The organism is Deinococcus roseus (genome assembly GCF_014646895.1).
GTDB classification, from domain to species: domain Bacteria; phylum Deinococcota; class Deinococci; order Deinococcales; family Deinococcaceae; genus Deinococcus_C; species Deinococcus_C roseus.
Genome location: NZ_BMOD01000036.1, coordinates 24321 through 39231, shown reverse-complemented (window position 1 = coordinate 39231; position 14911 = coordinate 24321). Strand labels below are relative to the sequence as shown.

Below are 14911 nucleotides of genomic sequence, written 5' to 3'. Positions count from 1 at the left end.
TAAGGATCGTCCTCTAGAGCTTCTTCTTCTTGCCATCCAATCAAAACTGACCCCGGACAGCAATGTCCGGGTTTCGTTTTTTGGTGCCATTTCAAGGTGCCATTTCAACGCTGGAATGTTGCAGAACCATCTGCAGGGTTCCAGCGTTTTGTTGTGGCAGAATTTTCTGCTGAAGGTATAGTGGAGCATGAACGAAGATCTGAAGCTTTTTTATGCCATGGTCAAAGAGACCCGCGCAGGTGTGCTGAATTGGCTGGAGGCTTTGCCCCATGAGGTGTTTGTCCAGGAGCGCCCTGACTTTGCTTATGGCAGCCTGCGGGGCATTTATGCCCACATCGCCCACTGTTACAGGGTCTGGCTGTCCACCCGGGGTCTGGGCCTTCCGGTGGCTCGCCTGCACCCGGAGACAGCTGCAGAGTTGCGTGAGGTTTTTGAGGGTGTGGATGCCATTGTTGCTGAAGCCCTGGAGGCTTTCACCCACCCGGATGAACCCATCCACATTGACTGGGACGATGGAGAAGTTTTCACGCCCACCCGACGCTGGCTGGTGCTCCATCCCATCACCCATGAGTTTCACCACAAAGGTCAGGCTCTGGCTCTGGCAAGGGTGATCGGGCACCCGCATCCCGGGAATCCAGACACAGATCTGAAGTCCCTGACCTGAAGTGCTGAACGGCAATTTAATGTGATCCTGCTCTTTTTTGCCCCTCATCCCCTGTGTAGTACACTGGAAAAGTTGACCCTGAAGGGTCCCAGAGGAGCAAGCAGAGCATGGCGAAAGCACACATCATCACATATGGCTGCCAGATGAACGAGTACGACACCCATCTGGTGGAATCCCAATTGGTGGCCCTGGGCATGGACATGGTGGATTCACCCGACCATGCCGATCTGGTGCTGCTGAACACCTGCGCGGTGCGCGGGAAACCCGTGGACAAGGTCCGGACGGTTCTGGGCCTGCTGCGCAAAGAAAAACAGAAACGCAACCTGGTGGTGGGCATGATGGGCTGTCTGGCCCAGCTTGAAGAAGGCCAGCAGATTGCCCGCAAATTCGAGGTGGATGTGCTGATTGGCCCCGGTGCCATTCTGGACATCTCCAAAGCGCTGGAGAACAACAAGCGCTTCTGGAGCCTGCAATTCAAAGAGGAACTGCATGATTTCATTCCTCCGGCTCCGGTGGGGAAACTGCAGGCCCACCTGACCATCATGCGTGGCTGTGACCACCACTGCACCTACTGCATCGTGCCCACCACCCGGGGTCCCCAGGTGTCCCGTCATCCTGACCTGATCATGAAGGAACTGGACATGCTGCTGGCGGCTGGCGTGCAGGAAGTCACGTTGCTGGGCCAGAACGTGAACAGTTATGGCATCGACCAGGGAGAGCGGGTGCCTGGAACCCCCAGTTTTGCCGAACTTTTGCGCATGGTGGGGAGCAGTGGCATCCGGCGGGTCAAGTTCACCACCTCGCACCCCATGAATTTCACCGAGGATGTGGCCCAGGCCATGGCCGAAACGCCTGCGGTGTGCAATTACGTGCACCTGCCCGTGCAAAGCGGTTCCAACAAGGTGCTGCGCCGCATGGCCCGTGAGTACACCATCGAGAAGTACCTGGAGCACATTGCTGCCGTCAAAAAATGGATGCCCGATGTGGTGCTGGCCACCGACATCATCGTGGGCTTCTCGGGGGAAACCGAGGAGGACTTCCAGCAGACCATCGACCTCTTTGATGAGGTGGGTTACGACCAGGCTTACATGTTTGCCTACAGTGCCCGTCCGGGAACTCCCAGCTTCAAGCATTTTGACGACCTGCCCCGTGAAGTGAAAATCGAGCGCCTCAAGCGCCTGATCGAACACCAGAAAGCCTGGGCCATGAAGAAGAACAGCGCTTTTGTTGGGAAGGATGTGGAGGTGCTGCTGCGCGGAGACGCCACCGACCCCAGCTTGCTGGAAGGCCACACCAGAGGCAACCACCCCATCTTTGTGCCCAAGGTTCCAGACCATGAACAGGCAGGCATTTACACTGTGCGGGTGTCCCATGCCACGCCCCACAGCATGTTTGCCAACTTTGTGGATGCCCAGGGTGAACTGCTCTTGCCTGTGAAACCTTCTGCTGTGACTGCCTGAACCCTGTCCAGGCTTTGCTGTTTTTGGTGTTTTTGCTGTTGCCGTGCGCCTCTTTGTGGGGCGTGCGGTTTTTTTATGGGGTCTGTTTCCCTACAATGAACAGAGAGACTTGAGGAGGTGCAGTGGCTTGCCGGACAAGGGACGCATTCTGATCATTGAAGATGAAACGGTGCTGCGCATGATGTTGCAGCGGCTGCTGCTTTCGCAGGGCTATGAGGTGTTGATGGCAGACCGCTTCCAGACCGCTGAAAACCAGATCAAACAGGAGTCAAAAGTGGATCTGGTGCTGCTGGACCTCAACTTGCCTGGAGGCACCGGCTTTGACCTGATCCGTATGGTCAAGGAAACCTGGGATGTGCCGGTGGTGGTGCTTTCTGGCATGAAGCAGGAAAGCAGCGTGATTCGCGCCCTGGAAGAAGGGGCTGTGGATTTCATGCAGAAGCCGTTCAGCCCGCAGGAACTGATGGCCCGACTCAAACGGTACATGCCATGTGGCGACGTTTCGGCCTAGCCAGTTTAAGTTTGCTGGCCACCCTGATTGTGGTGGTGATTCTGGGGACCCTGGGCTGGCTTTCTTATGTGCTCCTCAACCCCCGGCTCAACAGCCAGCCAGATCTGGTGTATCTGGTCCTCACGGTGTGTGTGGTGGGGGGACTGGTGTCCATCCTGTTCACCGCCCTCTATGAAACCCTGTATTTTTCCTATACCGAGGGCATGCAGCGCCGGGTGCAGTCTGAACAGGAGCGCTGGTCCGAGGTGTGGTTTGCAGTGCTCTTTGAAAAAGCCCCTCTGCCTGCAAAGGTGGATGAAGCCGGAGCAGACACCCTGATGCTCCTCAAAGAATCCCTGAAAGGGGAAGCTGCAGACCAGATCCGGGAGATTTACGATGCCTGCGGTTTGCTGGCCCGCGATCAGCAGACCATGGGTGGCTGGAATGTGCTGGAGCGCCGTGTGCGGGTGCTGGAACGCTGGGCTGTGCTCGCCGACCCCAGAACCCATCCCACCCTGGTGGAATTTTCCCTGCATCCCCATCCAGAGTTGCGCCGCCTGTCTTTGCTGTCGCTGGCCCGCTCGATGGGTTTTTCCGAAGTGGGACCTGCCCACGTTGCGGTCACCTTTGAAAGGCTCCTCAACCTGGACCGTTTTGGTTCGGGCTGGATTGAGCAGGTGCTGGTGCTGCTGGGTTCTTCTGCCGTCAAATTGATTCAGGACATCCTGGTGCGCTTTCCCTACCCCATGAAGCTCCGTGCCCTGAACGCCCTGGTGCGTTTGCGCCTGTGGGAATGCCTGCCTGAGTGCCTCCCCTTGCTCAGGGACAGCAACCCGGACATCCGGTCTGCTGTGCTGCGGGTGTACTCCAGCCTGCATTACGTTCCAGAAGATGCTGCCAGCGATGTTTTTGAATTGCTCAATGACCCTGTGTGGTATGTGCGCTCCCAGGCCGCTCTGGCCTGTGCGGGAATCAACGACGTGTGGGCGGTCCGGCGGCTGTACGAAGCCCTCTCAGATGAAGCCTGGTGGGTGCGCCACAACAGCGCCGAGGTGCTGGCCCAGAAAGGTGAGGATGGCCTGCAAACCCTCAGAAAAGCCGCTTACGAGCATCCAGACCGTTACGCCCGTGACATGGCTTCCAAACAACTTTTCGTGCTGCAGACGGACAACTGACCAAGCTGTTTTCATCCAGGTGACCCCATGACTTTTCTGAACATCCTCGAAGTGCTGATTCTGATGTATTTTGCCTTTCTGAACAGTGTTTATGCTGTCAGTGTCCTCATTGCTGCACGGGTGATGGTGTTGCAGGCCCGCCGGGGAGAGCGGGTGATTTTAAAGACCTATCTGGAACGGGAGTATTACAAGCCCATCAGCGTGCTGGTGCCCGGTTACAACGAGGAACCCACCATTGTGGCCTCGGTGCACTCTTTTCTGAACCTGCAGTACCCCGAGTTTGAAGTCATCGTGATCAATGACGGCTCCAAAGACAAAACCATGCAGGTCCTGATCGAGGAGTTTCATCTGGAGCCCACCGTGGAATACCCCTCCAAAGTGCTGCCCACCCAGGACATCCGGGGCCTGTACCGCTGCCCCCAGCACCCCAATCTGCTGGTGATTGACAAGGCCAACGGAGGCAAAGCCGATGCCCTCAATGCAGGCATCATTTACGCCACCAAACCGCTGTTCTGCGCCGTGGATGCCGACAGCCTGCTGGAAGCCGAGGCCCTCCTCAGGGTGGCAAGGCAGTTCCTGGAAGACGACACCCTGGTGGCCGTGGGGGGCACCATCCGTGTGCTGAACGGTGCAGATTTTGTGGGAGATGTGGTGGAAACCCTGCATGCCCCGCAGAGCTGGATGGAGCGCATTCAGGTGGTGGAGTACACCCGTGCTTTTCTGGCAGGCCGGTCCACTTTCAGCGAGTTGGGGGTGCTCCTGATCATCTCTGGAGCTTTCGGACTGTTTTCCAGACGGGCTGTGCTGGATGTGGGCGGTTACCGCACCGACACGGTGGGCGAGGACATGGAACTGGTGGTCCGCTTGCACCGCGAAATGCGTGAACAGAACCTCCCTTACAGCGTGCGCTACATGATGGACCCCATCGCCTGGACGCAGGTCCCCAACGACTGGGGCACCCTGAAGCGCCAGCGCAACCGCTGGCACCGCGGACTTCTGGAAACCCTCTGGCGGCACCGGGTGATGTTCTTCAATCGCAAGTATGGCCGCATTGGCTTTTTCAGCATGCCTTTTTACCTGTTCTTTGAGGCCCTGGCCCCCCTGATCGAGGTGTTCGGGTATGTGTTCATGCTGTATCTGGCTGTGACCGGTCAACTGAATGCCCTCTTTGCAGTGGGCTTTCTGGTGATGGCCCTGATGTACGGGGTGCTGGTCAGTGTGGCTTCCCTGGGCATCGAGGGGTTCATGGTCAAGCGTTACGCCAGCCAGAAAGACCGCCTGAAGATCATGCTGGCCACCCTGGTGGAACAGGTGGGCTACCGCCAGATCCTGGCCTGGGAACGGGTCAAAGCGTTCGTGGATTTGTACCGCAAAAAAGGCCAGTGGGGCTCCATGACCCGGCAGAAAATCACGCGTTGACCCTCACCACGTTTGGGTTTCACTCTGTTCGATCCTTCACTTTCCTCTCCCACTGGGAGAGGAAAGCGGAGAAGTGGTGCAGCCCACTTCAAGCGAGGTGAGGGGCGTCACCCCAGCTCAGCACACAGCCCCAGCAGCCTTGCATCTTCCCCCTGGGGCAGCATCACTTGCACCCCGATGCTCAGGCCGCGCAAAGGGAGGGGCACACTGACCACGGGAATGCCCAGCAGGCTCCAGGGATTGGTGATCCTCAGGAAGGCCTGCCTCATGGGGATTTTGCCTTCTGGCAGGTCCAGGGTGTCCTCACCCAGCAAAGGGGCAATGCTGGGAACGGTGGGGGCAATCAGGACATCGTAACGGTGGAACAGGCCTTTGAGGTCCTGCAGCACCATGTCCCGTTCTTTCATGGCGGCAAGGTATTGCACAGCCGGGATGGTTTTCCCCTGCTGCAACAAAGCCAGGGTGCCCTCTCCGAAACCCGCCTCTTCCCGCTCCAGGGCGGCCCGGTGAATGAAGGCCGCTTCTGCCAGCACAATGGTGCTGTAGGTGCCTGCAGGCACCTGAAAATCGAAGACCTCCACACTGGCCCCCAGCCGTTGCAGCTTGTGGGAGAAATTCTCGGTGGTTTCCCACACTTCCGGGGTCACCCAGTTCTTGATGCTCCACAAACCCACCTTCACGCCTTTCCAGGAGACATGCAGGGGCCTTTCTCCCAGAATGGCCTGGTGCACCTGCTGGATCATGTTGATGCTGCGGGCAAAAGTGCCCAGATGGTCACAGGTGGGGCTGAGGGGCAAAACCCCCTGGGTGCTGTACAGGTTGTGGGTGGGCTTGAAGCCATACACCCCGCACAGGGCCGCTGGAATGCGAATGCTGCCTCCGGTATCGGTGCCCAGCGCAAAATCACATTCGCGGGTGGCCACAGTGATGGCTGCGCCACTGCTGCTCCCACCTGAAATGCGGTTGGGAGACAGCGGATTGAGGGCCTGTCCGGCCACGGGATTCATGCCCATGATCCCCAGGGCAATTTCATGCAGGTGGGTTTTGCCAACCAGCAGGGCTCCGGCCAGCAGCAGTTTCTGGGTGACCGGGTTGTCTGGAACATGGGGCAGGGGAGCATGGGTGCTGGCCTTCAGGGGCCACGGGGAAACGCCGATGAGGTCCTTGACACTGAAAGTGAGCCCCTTGAGAAGCCCGGTGCTGCTTTTTTGCAGGGGTTCTGCAGGCTTGAAGGCCCAGGCGTGATGGTCCATGTCCATAGGGTTCAGCATAACAAATTCGGCTTCTGGCAGCAGGGCAGAAGTTGGAGTTCAGTGCTGGTCTCAGTGCTGGTGTTCGATGGTTTTGAATGTTCCCTGAAAAAGGGTGTATTCCTGAATGGCTGCCTGCTGTGTGCCAGAAACCAGCAGGTAAAGGCCATCAAACCGGAAGGTGTGGGTGCGGGAAGGATTGAAATTTGAAGGCTTTGGCACCTGGGTCTTGAAAGTGGGGGTGCTTTCACTGCTGGCAGGCACCTGAAGGTCAGGCAGTGTCCCCTGGAGGCTGTTGATGCCATCCACAATCCACTGCCCAGAAACATTTTTCAGGGTGATCGGAAAAGGATTGGGGTTGTGCACCTGGACGGTCACCTGCACTTCCAGCGCGTGGTGCAGGTCGGTGACCTGGGATTGCAGCACCTGGAAGTCTGGAATGCGGGTGAGCCCTGGAGGAGAAGGCGTGCAGCAGGTGAGCAGGGCCAGCAGGGGCCAGAAGTGCAGACGGATCATTCTTGAAGTTTAGGGTTTTTTGATGAGGCAGGCTGCGGGGTGAAGCCAGTCTTGCCAGCCTTCATTGGCTTCTGGCGAACTTGTTACAAACATGACTGAATTCTGACGAAGATTCATGTCAAGCTGTTTTTGAAAAGTTGCATGTGTCAGAGGGTGAAAAGGTGCAAATGTGTTGTCAAAAGGCAAGAAAGCCTTTTGGATGGAAAGATGCTGCTTTTTTGAACAAAATAAGGCAAATTCTTTAAAATGGCTTATTTTGTTTTTGTAACCTTGTTTTTTCTGGTGGCCTGAACATGGAGAAATCATGGAGAATGTGGCAAGTGCAACAGTGGATTTTTGCCTTTGTAAAGGGAATGTGATTAAGGTTTGTGTCAGGTTTGTAGGGTTATGATAAAGGCGGGAACAGGGTGCCTGCAGACATTTGTTCGGAAAGTTCCCTAAGAAATTGTAAATGCTGCTTAATATTTTTGTATAAGAAATGGGTGGTCTGTCCGATTTAAAATCAAGACAGTGGTGCTTCCATTCCAGAAGCCCGCACCAGAAAATTTCTTCCCTTTTCTCAACAATCCATTGCCTCAAACCTCCCTTCCAGCTGGATGGGAGGACTGGAAGGTCTTTGTCTGAATCACAGGGTGCTTGCCTGAACCCAAGGAGAGAAACATGAGCAGAAAATCCCATCGAAGACGTTCCCAGCAGGGGATGACCCTGCTCCAGGTTCTCGTGACGATCGCCATCATTGGCATCATTGCTCGCATTGGGGCTGTGGGTTATTCCCAGAGCACCAAAAGAATTGCCTCGCAGGCACAGGCTGAGCAATTCAGAACCATGATCCGGGATGCTGCAACCATGGCAACCAGTCGCAGTTTGCCCCTCACCCTGACGGTGGCAAGTGGAGTGGCCACCCTGAAGAACGGCACCACAGTGATGCGCACCCTGACGGTGGACAAAATCACCACAGGACTGGGCACATCACAAAGCATCAATTTTGATACCACAGGTCGAGTTTCGTTTTCCAGTGCAGCCAGTTCGCTGAGCATGAAGGTGAACAGCAAAGACAAAACCCTGCTGGTCAGTGGCATCGGACAGACGAGGTGGCAATGATGGACAGGTTCAGCAAAACACCCTCAAAACAGCAAGATTCCAGGGAAGCAGGTTTCACCCTGGTTGAAGTGTTGTTTGCGTTTTCACTGCTGTTGATCCTGATGGTGGCCACCAGCAATCTGGCGGTCAGCACCTATCAAAGTGATTTTCAGGTGGGGCAGCGCAACCAGATGAACCAGATTGTCATGGGCATGGGAAGAAGAATTCTGGCTGGAGATTCGCTGGTGTTGCCTGCATCAGGTCAGACCTCTCGCACTTTTACAGCCAGTGGTCTGCAGGGCATGGGTTTTCAGAACACCACCAACCTGACTGCAGTTGTCACTGCCACCACCAACGTGACATACAGCAGCAACACCTATCTTCAGTATCAGATCAGGGTGTGCTGGAAGACCAGGACCTGTGTGACCACCTACATGGCTGCTCCGGAGGGAACCTGATGCGCCGCCTGTCTGCTGTAGGAAAGAACACCAAACAGCGCAGCGAGCAGGGTTTCACCTTGCTGGAATTGCTGCTTGCCATGGCCATCATGGGGATGTTGCTGGTTTCCCTCTTCAATTTTGTACAGACCATCAGCAAAACCTCCACCGATGTGCAGGGCCGCATCAATGCCCATGATGCCGTAAGGCGTCTTGCGGAAATGGTGACCCAGGAATTGCGCTCTACCGCTTTTGGAGTGGTGGCAAGCCAGCCTTACGCTCCCAATGCCAGCCAGATCAGTGTTCTCAGTCCAGTGGCCACCTCGGGCAACACGGTGGCAGGCATTGGTGTGATTGATGCCGCTGGTTTCTCCACAGCCACCACAGTGTCTACTTACACAGGGACCCTCTCCGCAGTGGCAGCCAACTCTTACCTGGTGTTGCTCAGCGGATCCAGTGCCCGCCTGTTGCGCACCACGGCGGCCACCAGCACCAGCACCAGCCAGGTGTTCACCCACACAGGATGCCAAAATGTCCTTTCTGGAGCATCTGCCACCCTTTCTCTGGTGACCCCGGTGGGTTACCGCTACGACAGCGCAGCCAAAATCCTGTATGAAAAACGGGGTGCCAACCCAGAAACCATTCTGGCCTGGGGCATTTCCAACTTTGCCCTGAGCTACACCTATGTGAACACCACCACTGGAGTTGAAACCACCAGCACCACCTTCAGTGGTGCTCTGGTGACCAATGCAGGGAGCCCGGTGACCACTTCTGCACTGCGCCGAATCAACCTGCTGGTGGGCATGACCGAGAACGGCAAAACCCAGACCATCAGCAACACCGTCAACCTGATTTCGCCCACTGGCCTGAACATCACCTCTTACACGGAGTGCGTATGATTGAAGACACCTGCTCTCAACCTGAACAAAGACGGCACAACCAGGGTGTGGCTTTGATCTCTGTGCTGCTTTCCATGGCCCTGGTGCTGGCCTGCCTGGGACTGCTTGCCACCCGTTCCATGCAACAGATCCAGTCGTCAGGAGATTCCATGAAGATGTCTGCTGCCACCCTGGCTTCTTACAGTGGACAGAACATGGTGACCAAAGCCCTGAAGGGCACCATCCGCAATGACCTCACTCAGGCAGTGATGACCACCAGCCATTCCACCAGCCGCTGGTCTTATGGCACAGGGACAGGCACCGTACCAGATGCGGCCACAGTGGACACCGATCTGGCCATTGTGAAAACCCGTTTGCAGGGATTTGCAGACACTGCATTTTGCAGCGGCACCCCCACTTTTGTGGACAAAGCCACCATCAACATTCGGGTGCACTTTACGGCCACCGCTTGTGGGCAGGCCATCCCTTCCAACATCAGTTTGCCTCCAGGGCGTTTTGTGGAAGGCGCTCCCCGCAACGGAACAGGAAGTGTGGCAAACCAGACCTACAGCCTGCCTTACCTGGTGGTGGTGACAGGCAACAAAGGCAAGTCCAAACGCCTGACCACCCTGCTCGGTGAGTACCAGTTTCAGGTGGGTCGCAGTTCTTTTGCCCGTTTTGGCCTCTTCACCAACGTTCACCAGAGTGCTGCAGGCAGCGATGTGGTGTTCACCAACAACATCCTCTATGACGGACCAGTGCACACCAACGGCAAGTTCTACTTCTCCACCGGAACGCCCTACTTTGGTTCTTATGTGACTTCTGCTGGGTGCAACAATTCCACCTGCACCACCCAGACACCCAGCGTGAAAATTCCTTCGGGAACACAGGCAGCGTCTGTGGCCAACACTGCTTTTTCTGGAGGCACCAACAGCTCCAACTGTGTGCAATATCAGGTGTGTCCTGAACTGGTCAAAGGCATTGATTTCAATGCTTCTTACATTCCCATGCCCACCAACAGTTCCAACCAGCAAGCTGCAGCCCAGGCGGATGGCATTTACTATGCTGAAAGCAGAACCCTCAAGATGTGGGCTGCCGATGCAAACGGTGCAGCGCCTGCAACAGGCGTTGCTGCCACCGCGCAGTACATCCAGACCTGCAAGACCAGCAACACGGCGGTCTGTGAAACCTGGCGCATCACCATGGTCAACGGCCAGATGGTGAAACAGAAAAACACCAGCACCACCACCACATGGGGCACTGCCACCAATTCCTGGGCAGCCGCCACTTCTTTTAATGGTGTGGTTTATGCCACAGCGTTCAGCCGCCTGGGAGGGCCAGATCGCACTGGAACCACGCCTGCTACAGCTCCCGCTGCACTGGCCTCTTTTGCCCAGATCACTGTGGCCTCGGATGGCAACATCCGCATCAATCGGGACCTCAAATATGAGGACACCCCCTGCAGTGGCAGCCTTGCCCGTGCTGCCAACGGCACCATTCAGACGGCCACCTGCAACAATCTGGGTGCAGACAACATCCTGGGCATTTACAGCCAGAACGGCAGTGTTTCTGTGGCCAGTCAATCCAGCTGTGTGTCTTCCACCTCCTGCACGGCCACCCAGAAGCTGGACCATGCCCCCAACGATGTGACCATTCAGGGCGTGGTGATGAGCAGCACCGGTGAATTCAATGTGGAAAGCTACAACAGTGGTCTGGACCGTGGAGCCATCAACCTGCTGGGCGGCGTGATCGAGAACTACTATGGTCCTGTGGGCACCACGGGTGGGACAGGTTTCAAGCGCTCTTTCACCTATGACCAGCGGCTCTTGCAGGGGATGTCCCCTCCTTACTTTCCCACCACCCCCAACGATGAAGTCACGGCGGTTTTCACCAAAGGATATGGGATCAAAGAGCAGTAAAGCACCTCAAAGCACTTCAAAGCCAGCGTGGCGCACAGAACCAGGGGCATGTCCTCTGGTTCTGTGCTTTTCTGGGCAAAATCTCATGCTGTTGCAGTGAAAAAACCGCTAAGCTCTGATTGTGCTGCAACGGGATCCATGCACCTGTCCGGTGAATTGTCTTTTCAAGAATTTCTGCTAGAATGCAAGTAAGTACTTGCATGCATATGGAGGCACCATGCGCAAAATCCTCTTGACCCTCATGCTGTTGGTTCCCATGGCCCGCGCCACTGATCTGGAACTGGGAGGCGGAATCACCTGCACCTGCCCCCGTTTCCATGTGGAACTCAGCCAGTTTGCCGTGGGAGACAGCACCACACTGCTGGCAGGAGCCAGCGACCAGGCCCTCTGGCTCGGTGCAGACACCACGTTTGATCTGGGGGTGGCAGGCAACCTGACGGCAAGCCTGAAAACCCGCTATGCCTGGAGCCAGCATTACCGCATTGAAGGCAAACTCAGCGGGGTGCTGGGCAGCAAGGCCACCGTGAACCTGCAGGCCCACTACGGCACAGCCTCCCTGTCCTACTTTGACCAGTACCCGGCTTTCTCGCTGACCCCCGAAACAGACCGTACAGGGTTTGGCATGCAACTGGATGGCAAATACCGCCTGGACCGCCAGTGGGCCCTCACCACAGAAGGCGGGTTTGGCACAGAAAACCGCTTTCAGGCCGGAGCGCAATTCCGGGAAAGCCAGAACGAATACCGCTTTGCTGCACTCTGGCAAAACACCGACAAAGGAAATGTGTTCGGAGGAACTGCAGGGCTGACCTGGCGGGACGACAATTCCACCCTCACCCTGGATGCCCTGGCCGGACTGCGTGGAAACCAGTTCGTGTGGGGAGGCAAAGTCACCGTGGCCACCTACCAGATTGAGGACTTCTTCGACAGCGATGTGAAGGTTTTTGCTGCTTACGAACCTTACCGGGATGCCACTTTCCCTTTCCGTTATGGGCTGGAAACCACCACTCCAATGCAAAATGGGCACCTTGACTTTGCGGCTTATTTCACGGAAGGAGGATATGCCTTTCAGGCCAGTTACAAGTTCACCCTGGACCCCGAACCCGAAGAACCAGCTGAAGACGAACTGAATGAGTGAATGTTCGTTTACGCGCTTAAAAGACTTCTCACCTCTCAGGAAAGCAGACTAAGACCATGAAAAGAGTGCTGTTTACCGTTCTGCTGATGGGCTCTGCTGCCTTTGCCCAGACCGCATTGGCCCAGACCGCCGATGACATCATGGGCAAAGTGCAGGCCAGCCAGAAAGCCGTCAAGGACGTCACCATCAAAGTGGTGGGCAAGGCCGAACTGGACAACGGATCCCAGAGCATCGACCTGGACATCCAGACCATCCCTTCCCTCAACCTCACCCGCATCAACTTCAATGCCCCGGATGCCCTGGCAGACAATGTGGTGGTGATCGACAAGAACACCGTTTCCAACTACCTGTTCCTCACCAACCAGGTGACGGTGCAGAGCGCCAAGAAAGCCCGTCTGGAAGGGTTCAGTTTTGACTTCACCAGGTTCGCAGATTTCTCCACGGAACTGGGCAAAGACAAATTCACCCTGAAACTGCTCAGCACCGACACCGCCAAAGACGGCAAAGTCTACGTGATCGAGGCCACCCCCAGAGAGCAGGACCTGGGATTCACGCGCACCCGCGTGACCATCACCGAAAACGGCTGGCGGCCCCTGAAAATGCAGGCCCTGGACAGCAAAGGCAAGGTGCTGGCAGACCTGAACTTCACCACCTGGAAAACCAACAGTGGCCTGAAAGCTGCTGCCCTGAAAAGCCTGCCCAAAGACGCCCAGATCATCAAGAAATAAAACCCGGAAACACCTGCAGGAGAGCAACAGCTCTCCTGTTTTGGTTTCCAGCCCTACGCCATTCCCCGGAGGCCAGACCCAGCACAGATGTTTTACAGTGGGTTCACATGGATTTGACTTTGCTGGACGCAACGGCCCTGGCCGCAGGCATACAGGATGGAGCATGGACTTCGGAAGCTGTGGTGCAGGCTTTCATTGAAAAGCAGCGGGCCTTGCAGCCCCGACTCAATGCAGTGGCTTTTGAAGGTTACATGCAGGCCCTGGAAGAAGCCAGAATGCGGGACAGGGAAACGGCCCAGGGGCATTCCAGAGGGCCACTGCACGGGGTGCCCATCACCATCAAAGATTGGATCGATGTGGCAGGGTTGCCCTGTGCCGGAAACATGCCAGAGCACCTGGAACGCAGACCTGCAATGGATGCCAGCAGTGTGGCAAGACTCCGGGCCGCTGGAGCCATTGTGCTGGCCAAAACCACCGTCACCGCAGACAGTCCGGTTTACGGCAAGACCAACCATCCCCTGAACCCGGACTACAGCCCCACAGGGTCCAGCAGTGGAGAAGCGGCACTCATCGCGGCCTGTGGCAGTCCTCTGGGCCTGGGCAGCGACTCTGGAGGCAGCATCCGGCAACCGGCGCACGTGTGTGGGATTTACGGGTTGAGGCCCACCTCTGGCAGGGTGCCCATCACCGGGCATTTTCCACCTATTGCCGCCCTGATTGACCCTCGAACCGTGATTGGCCCCATGGCCCGCAGCCTCAGGGACATTGAACTGGCCTACCAGTTGATCAGTGGACCAGATGGTCTGGACCACACGACACCACCTGTTCCACTGTCTTTTGCAGAAACCGCACCGGCAGACCTGAAAGTGCTCTGGTACAGCCACCATCCTGAGCACGCCCTGCACCCGGACATCGCAGCAGCTTTGCAGGATGCGGTCAACCAGTTGCAACACGCAGGCTTGCAGCTGGAAAGCTGTGAACCTCCCTTGCTGGACCAGGTGATGCCCCTCACCCACAGGTACTGGCAGACCACAGAATCCAGACAGGCAGACCACTGGGAGCCCTGGGAGCCTGGATCCCTCTCAGGAGAGGAAGTGGGCGAACTGTACTTCAGGTGGGACCACTTCAGGCGCACCTGGATGCAGTGGATGACAGATGCAGACCTGATCCTCTGCCCCATCTCAGATCAGCCTGCAAGGCCCCACAGTGAGCCCTCTGGCAGCGTGGCCTACACCGCCACTTGCAGCCTGCTGGGATGGCCCTCCCTGAGTGTGCCTTGTGGCAAGACCGCAGACGGTTTTCCCATCGGGGTGCAGCTTGTGGCAAAACCCTGGAGGGAAGACCAGTTGTTTCAGGTGGCCCGATGGCTGCAGTGACTTTTGCTTCAGTGATTCATTCCATCCAGCTTTTCCAGGTGGCCTCATCTGCCCCAATGGTCACTTTCTGACCGAAACGCACCAGAGGCAAAATCAGCAGGTCTGGGTTGTCCTGCACCAGTTCCAGCCAGCGTTCCTCGGAAAGCTTCATGAACTCCAGCCCTTTTTTCTGGTAGGTCTTGCTGTTTGTGTCGATCAGACCCAGCAGACCACCCGCTTTCTGGGTGAAACGGGCCAGTTCCCCTTTGGCGATGGGGCGCACCTCCAGGTCCACCTGATGGATCTTCACTTTGCGCTCTTTGAAGAAACGCTCTGCCTTGCGGGTGTCCTGGGATTTCTTGATTCCAAAAATCTGTACTTCCACAGAGCCAGTTTACCCGAGGC

The 14911-nt window shown here is 56.6% G+C and carries 16 protein-coding genes; 12 read left to right on the top strand and 4 right to left on the bottom strand.

Annotated features, from left to right (window positions below; translation table 11 throughout):
• Positions 1-187: 187 nt before the first annotated feature.
• The 5 genes from IEY52_RS24325 (at position 188) to IEY52_RS24305 (ending at position 5208) form a co-directional block, all read left to right on the top strand.
• On the top strand, positions 188-664 hold the full coding sequence (locus tag IEY52_RS24325) for a DinB family protein (RefSeq protein ID WP_189008491.1): 477 nt from the start codon (positions 188-190) through the stop codon (positions 662-664).
• A gap of 107 nt (positions 665-771) precedes the next feature.
• Positions 772-2124, top strand: coding sequence for a tRNA (N6-isopentenyl adenosine(37)-C2)-methylthiotransferase MiaB (gene miaB / locus IEY52_RS24320; protein ID WP_189008488.1), 1353 nt, complete (start codon positions 772-774; stop codon positions 2122-2124).
• Between the two features lie 127 nt (positions 2125-2251).
• Entirely contained in the window at positions 2252-2635 is a 384-nt protein-coding gene (locus IEY52_RS24315; protein WP_189008485.1) for a response regulator transcription factor, read from the top strand.
• Complete coding sequence (locus IEY52_RS24310; RefSeq protein WP_189008483.1) at positions 2614-3789, top strand: HEAT repeat domain-containing protein; 1176 nt, start codon at positions 2614-2616, stop codon at positions 3787-3789. Before IEY52_RS24315 ends, IEY52_RS24310 begins: the two co-directional genes overlap by 22 nt.
• A 27-nt stretch (positions 3790-3816) precedes the next feature.
• Entirely contained in the window at positions 3817-5208 is a 1392-nt protein-coding gene (locus tag IEY52_RS24305) for a glycosyltransferase family 2 protein (RefSeq protein WP_189008480.1), read from the top strand.
• 107 nt (positions 5209-5315) lie between these two features.
• Here IEY52_RS24305 and IEY52_RS24300 read toward each other — a convergent pair whose 3' ends face one another.
• The 3 genes from IEY52_RS24300 to IEY52_RS24290 form a co-directional block, all read right to left on the bottom strand.
• Positions 5316-6467, bottom strand: coding sequence for an amidase (locus tag IEY52_RS24300; protein WP_189008475.1), 1152 nt, complete (start codon positions 6465-6467; stop codon positions 5316-5318).
• Between the two features lie 63 nt (positions 6468-6530).
• A complete protein-coding gene (locus IEY52_RS24295; protein WP_189008472.1) occupies positions 6531-6974 on the bottom strand; it encodes an LEA/WHy family protein in 444 nt (147 codons plus the stop codon).
• A gap of 9 nt (positions 6975-6983) precedes the next feature.
• The gene (locus IEY52_RS24290) at positions 6984-7553 is read right to left on the bottom strand and encodes a hypothetical protein (RefSeq protein WP_189008469.1); all 570 of its coding nucleotides are present in this window, start codon (positions 7551-7553) and stop codon (positions 6984-6986) included.
• A gap of 81 nt (positions 7554-7634) precedes the next feature.
• On the opposite strand from IEY52_RS24290, the gene IEY52_RS24285 reads away from it, so the two are divergent.
• The 7 genes from IEY52_RS24285 to IEY52_RS24255 all read left to right on the top strand — a co-directional run bounded on the left by IEY52_RS24285 (position 7635) and on the right by IEY52_RS24255 (position 14527).
• The gene (locus IEY52_RS24285) at positions 7635-8075 is read left to right on the top strand and encodes a hypothetical protein (RefSeq protein WP_189008467.1); all 441 of its coding nucleotides are present in this window, start codon (positions 7635-7637) and stop codon (positions 8073-8075) included.
• Entirely contained in the window at positions 8075-8512 is a 438-nt protein-coding gene (locus tag IEY52_RS24280) for a type IV pilus modification PilV family protein (RefSeq protein ID WP_189008464.1), read from the top strand. The genes IEY52_RS24285 and IEY52_RS24280 overlap by 1 nt, the downstream gene beginning before the upstream one ends.
• Positions 8512-9390 (top strand): prepilin-type N-terminal cleavage/methylation domain-containing protein, encoded by an 879-nt coding sequence (locus IEY52_RS24275; RefSeq protein WP_189008460.1) that lies wholly within the window; start codon positions 8512-8514, stop codon positions 9388-9390. Before IEY52_RS24280 ends, IEY52_RS24275 begins: the two co-directional genes overlap by 1 nt.
• Positions 9387-11288, top strand: coding sequence for a DUF4900 domain-containing protein (locus tag IEY52_RS24270; RefSeq protein WP_189008456.1), 1902 nt, complete (start codon positions 9387-9389; stop codon positions 11286-11288). Before IEY52_RS24275 ends, IEY52_RS24270 begins: the two co-directional genes overlap by 4 nt.
• A 217-nt stretch (positions 11289-11505) precedes the next feature.
• Positions 11506-12423 (top strand): hypothetical protein, encoded by a 918-nt coding sequence (locus tag IEY52_RS24265; protein ID WP_189008452.1) that lies wholly within the window; start codon positions 11506-11508, stop codon positions 12421-12423.
• A 56-nt stretch (positions 12424-12479) separates the two neighbouring features.
• Positions 12480-13151, top strand: a complete 672-nt coding sequence (locus IEY52_RS24260) for an outer membrane lipoprotein carrier protein LolA (protein ID WP_229684955.1) — start codon at positions 12480-12482, stop codon at positions 13149-13151.
• 107 nt (positions 13152-13258) lie between these two features.
• Positions 13259-14527: an amidase gene (locus IEY52_RS24255; RefSeq protein WP_189008449.1), complete on the top strand. Its 1269-nt coding sequence runs from the start codon at positions 13259-13261 to the stop codon at positions 14525-14527.
• A 16-nt stretch (positions 14528-14543) separates the two neighbouring features.
• Here the strand turns inward: IEY52_RS24255 and IEY52_RS24250 are convergent, their stop codons facing one another.
• The gene (locus IEY52_RS24250; protein ID WP_229684954.1) at positions 14544-14891 is read right to left on the bottom strand and encodes an arsenate reductase family protein; all 348 of its coding nucleotides are present in this window, start codon (positions 14889-14891) and stop codon (positions 14544-14546) included.
• Positions 14892-14911: the final 20 nt, after the last annotated feature.

Excerpts from the sequence above, each read along its gene's own strand:
- IEY52_RS24325 (WP_189008491.1), top strand. The coding sequence starts at position 188 with ATGAACGAAGATCTGAAGCTTTTTTATGCCATGGTCAAAGAGACCCGC.
- miaB (WP_189008488.1), top strand. The coding sequence starts at position 772 with ATGGCGAAAGCACACATCATCACATATGGCTGCCAGATGAACGAGTAC.
- IEY52_RS24310 (WP_189008483.1), top strand. The coding sequence starts at position 2,614 with ATGTGGCGACGTTTCGGCCTAGCCAGTTTAAGTTTGCTGGCCACCCTG.
- IEY52_RS24305 (WP_189008480.1), top strand. The coding sequence starts at position 3,817 with ATGACTTTTCTGAACATCCTCGAAGTGCTGATTCTGATGTATTTTGCC.
- IEY52_RS24300 (WP_189008475.1), bottom strand. The coding sequence starts at position 6,467 with ATGGACATGGACCATCACGCCTGGGCCTTCAAGCCTGCAGAACCCCTG.
- IEY52_RS24295 (WP_189008472.1), bottom strand. The coding sequence starts at position 6,974 with ATGATCCGTCTGCACTTCTGGCCCCTGCTGGCCCTGCTCACCTGCTGC.
- IEY52_RS24285 (WP_189008467.1), top strand. The coding sequence starts at position 7,635 with ATGAGCAGAAAATCCCATCGAAGACGTTCCCAGCAGGGGATGACCCTG.
- IEY52_RS24280 (WP_189008464.1), top strand. The coding sequence starts at position 8,075 with ATGGACAGGTTCAGCAAAACACCCTCAAAACAGCAAGATTCCAGGGAA.
- IEY52_RS24275 (WP_189008460.1), top strand. The coding sequence starts at position 8,512 with ATGCGCCGCCTGTCTGCTGTAGGAAAGAACACCAAACAGCGCAGCGAG.
- IEY52_RS24270 (WP_189008456.1), top strand. The coding sequence starts at position 9,387 with ATGATTGAAGACACCTGCTCTCAACCTGAACAAAGACGGCACAACCAG.
- IEY52_RS24265 (WP_189008452.1), top strand. The coding sequence starts at position 11,506 with ATGCGCAAAATCCTCTTGACCCTCATGCTGTTGGTTCCCATGGCCCGC.
- IEY52_RS24260 (WP_229684955.1), top strand. The coding sequence starts at position 12,480 with ATGAAAAGAGTGCTGTTTACCGTTCTGCTGATGGGCTCTGCTGCCTTT.
- IEY52_RS24255 (WP_189008449.1), top strand. The coding sequence starts at position 13,259 with ATGGATTTGACTTTGCTGGACGCAACGGCCCTGGCCGCAGGCATACAG.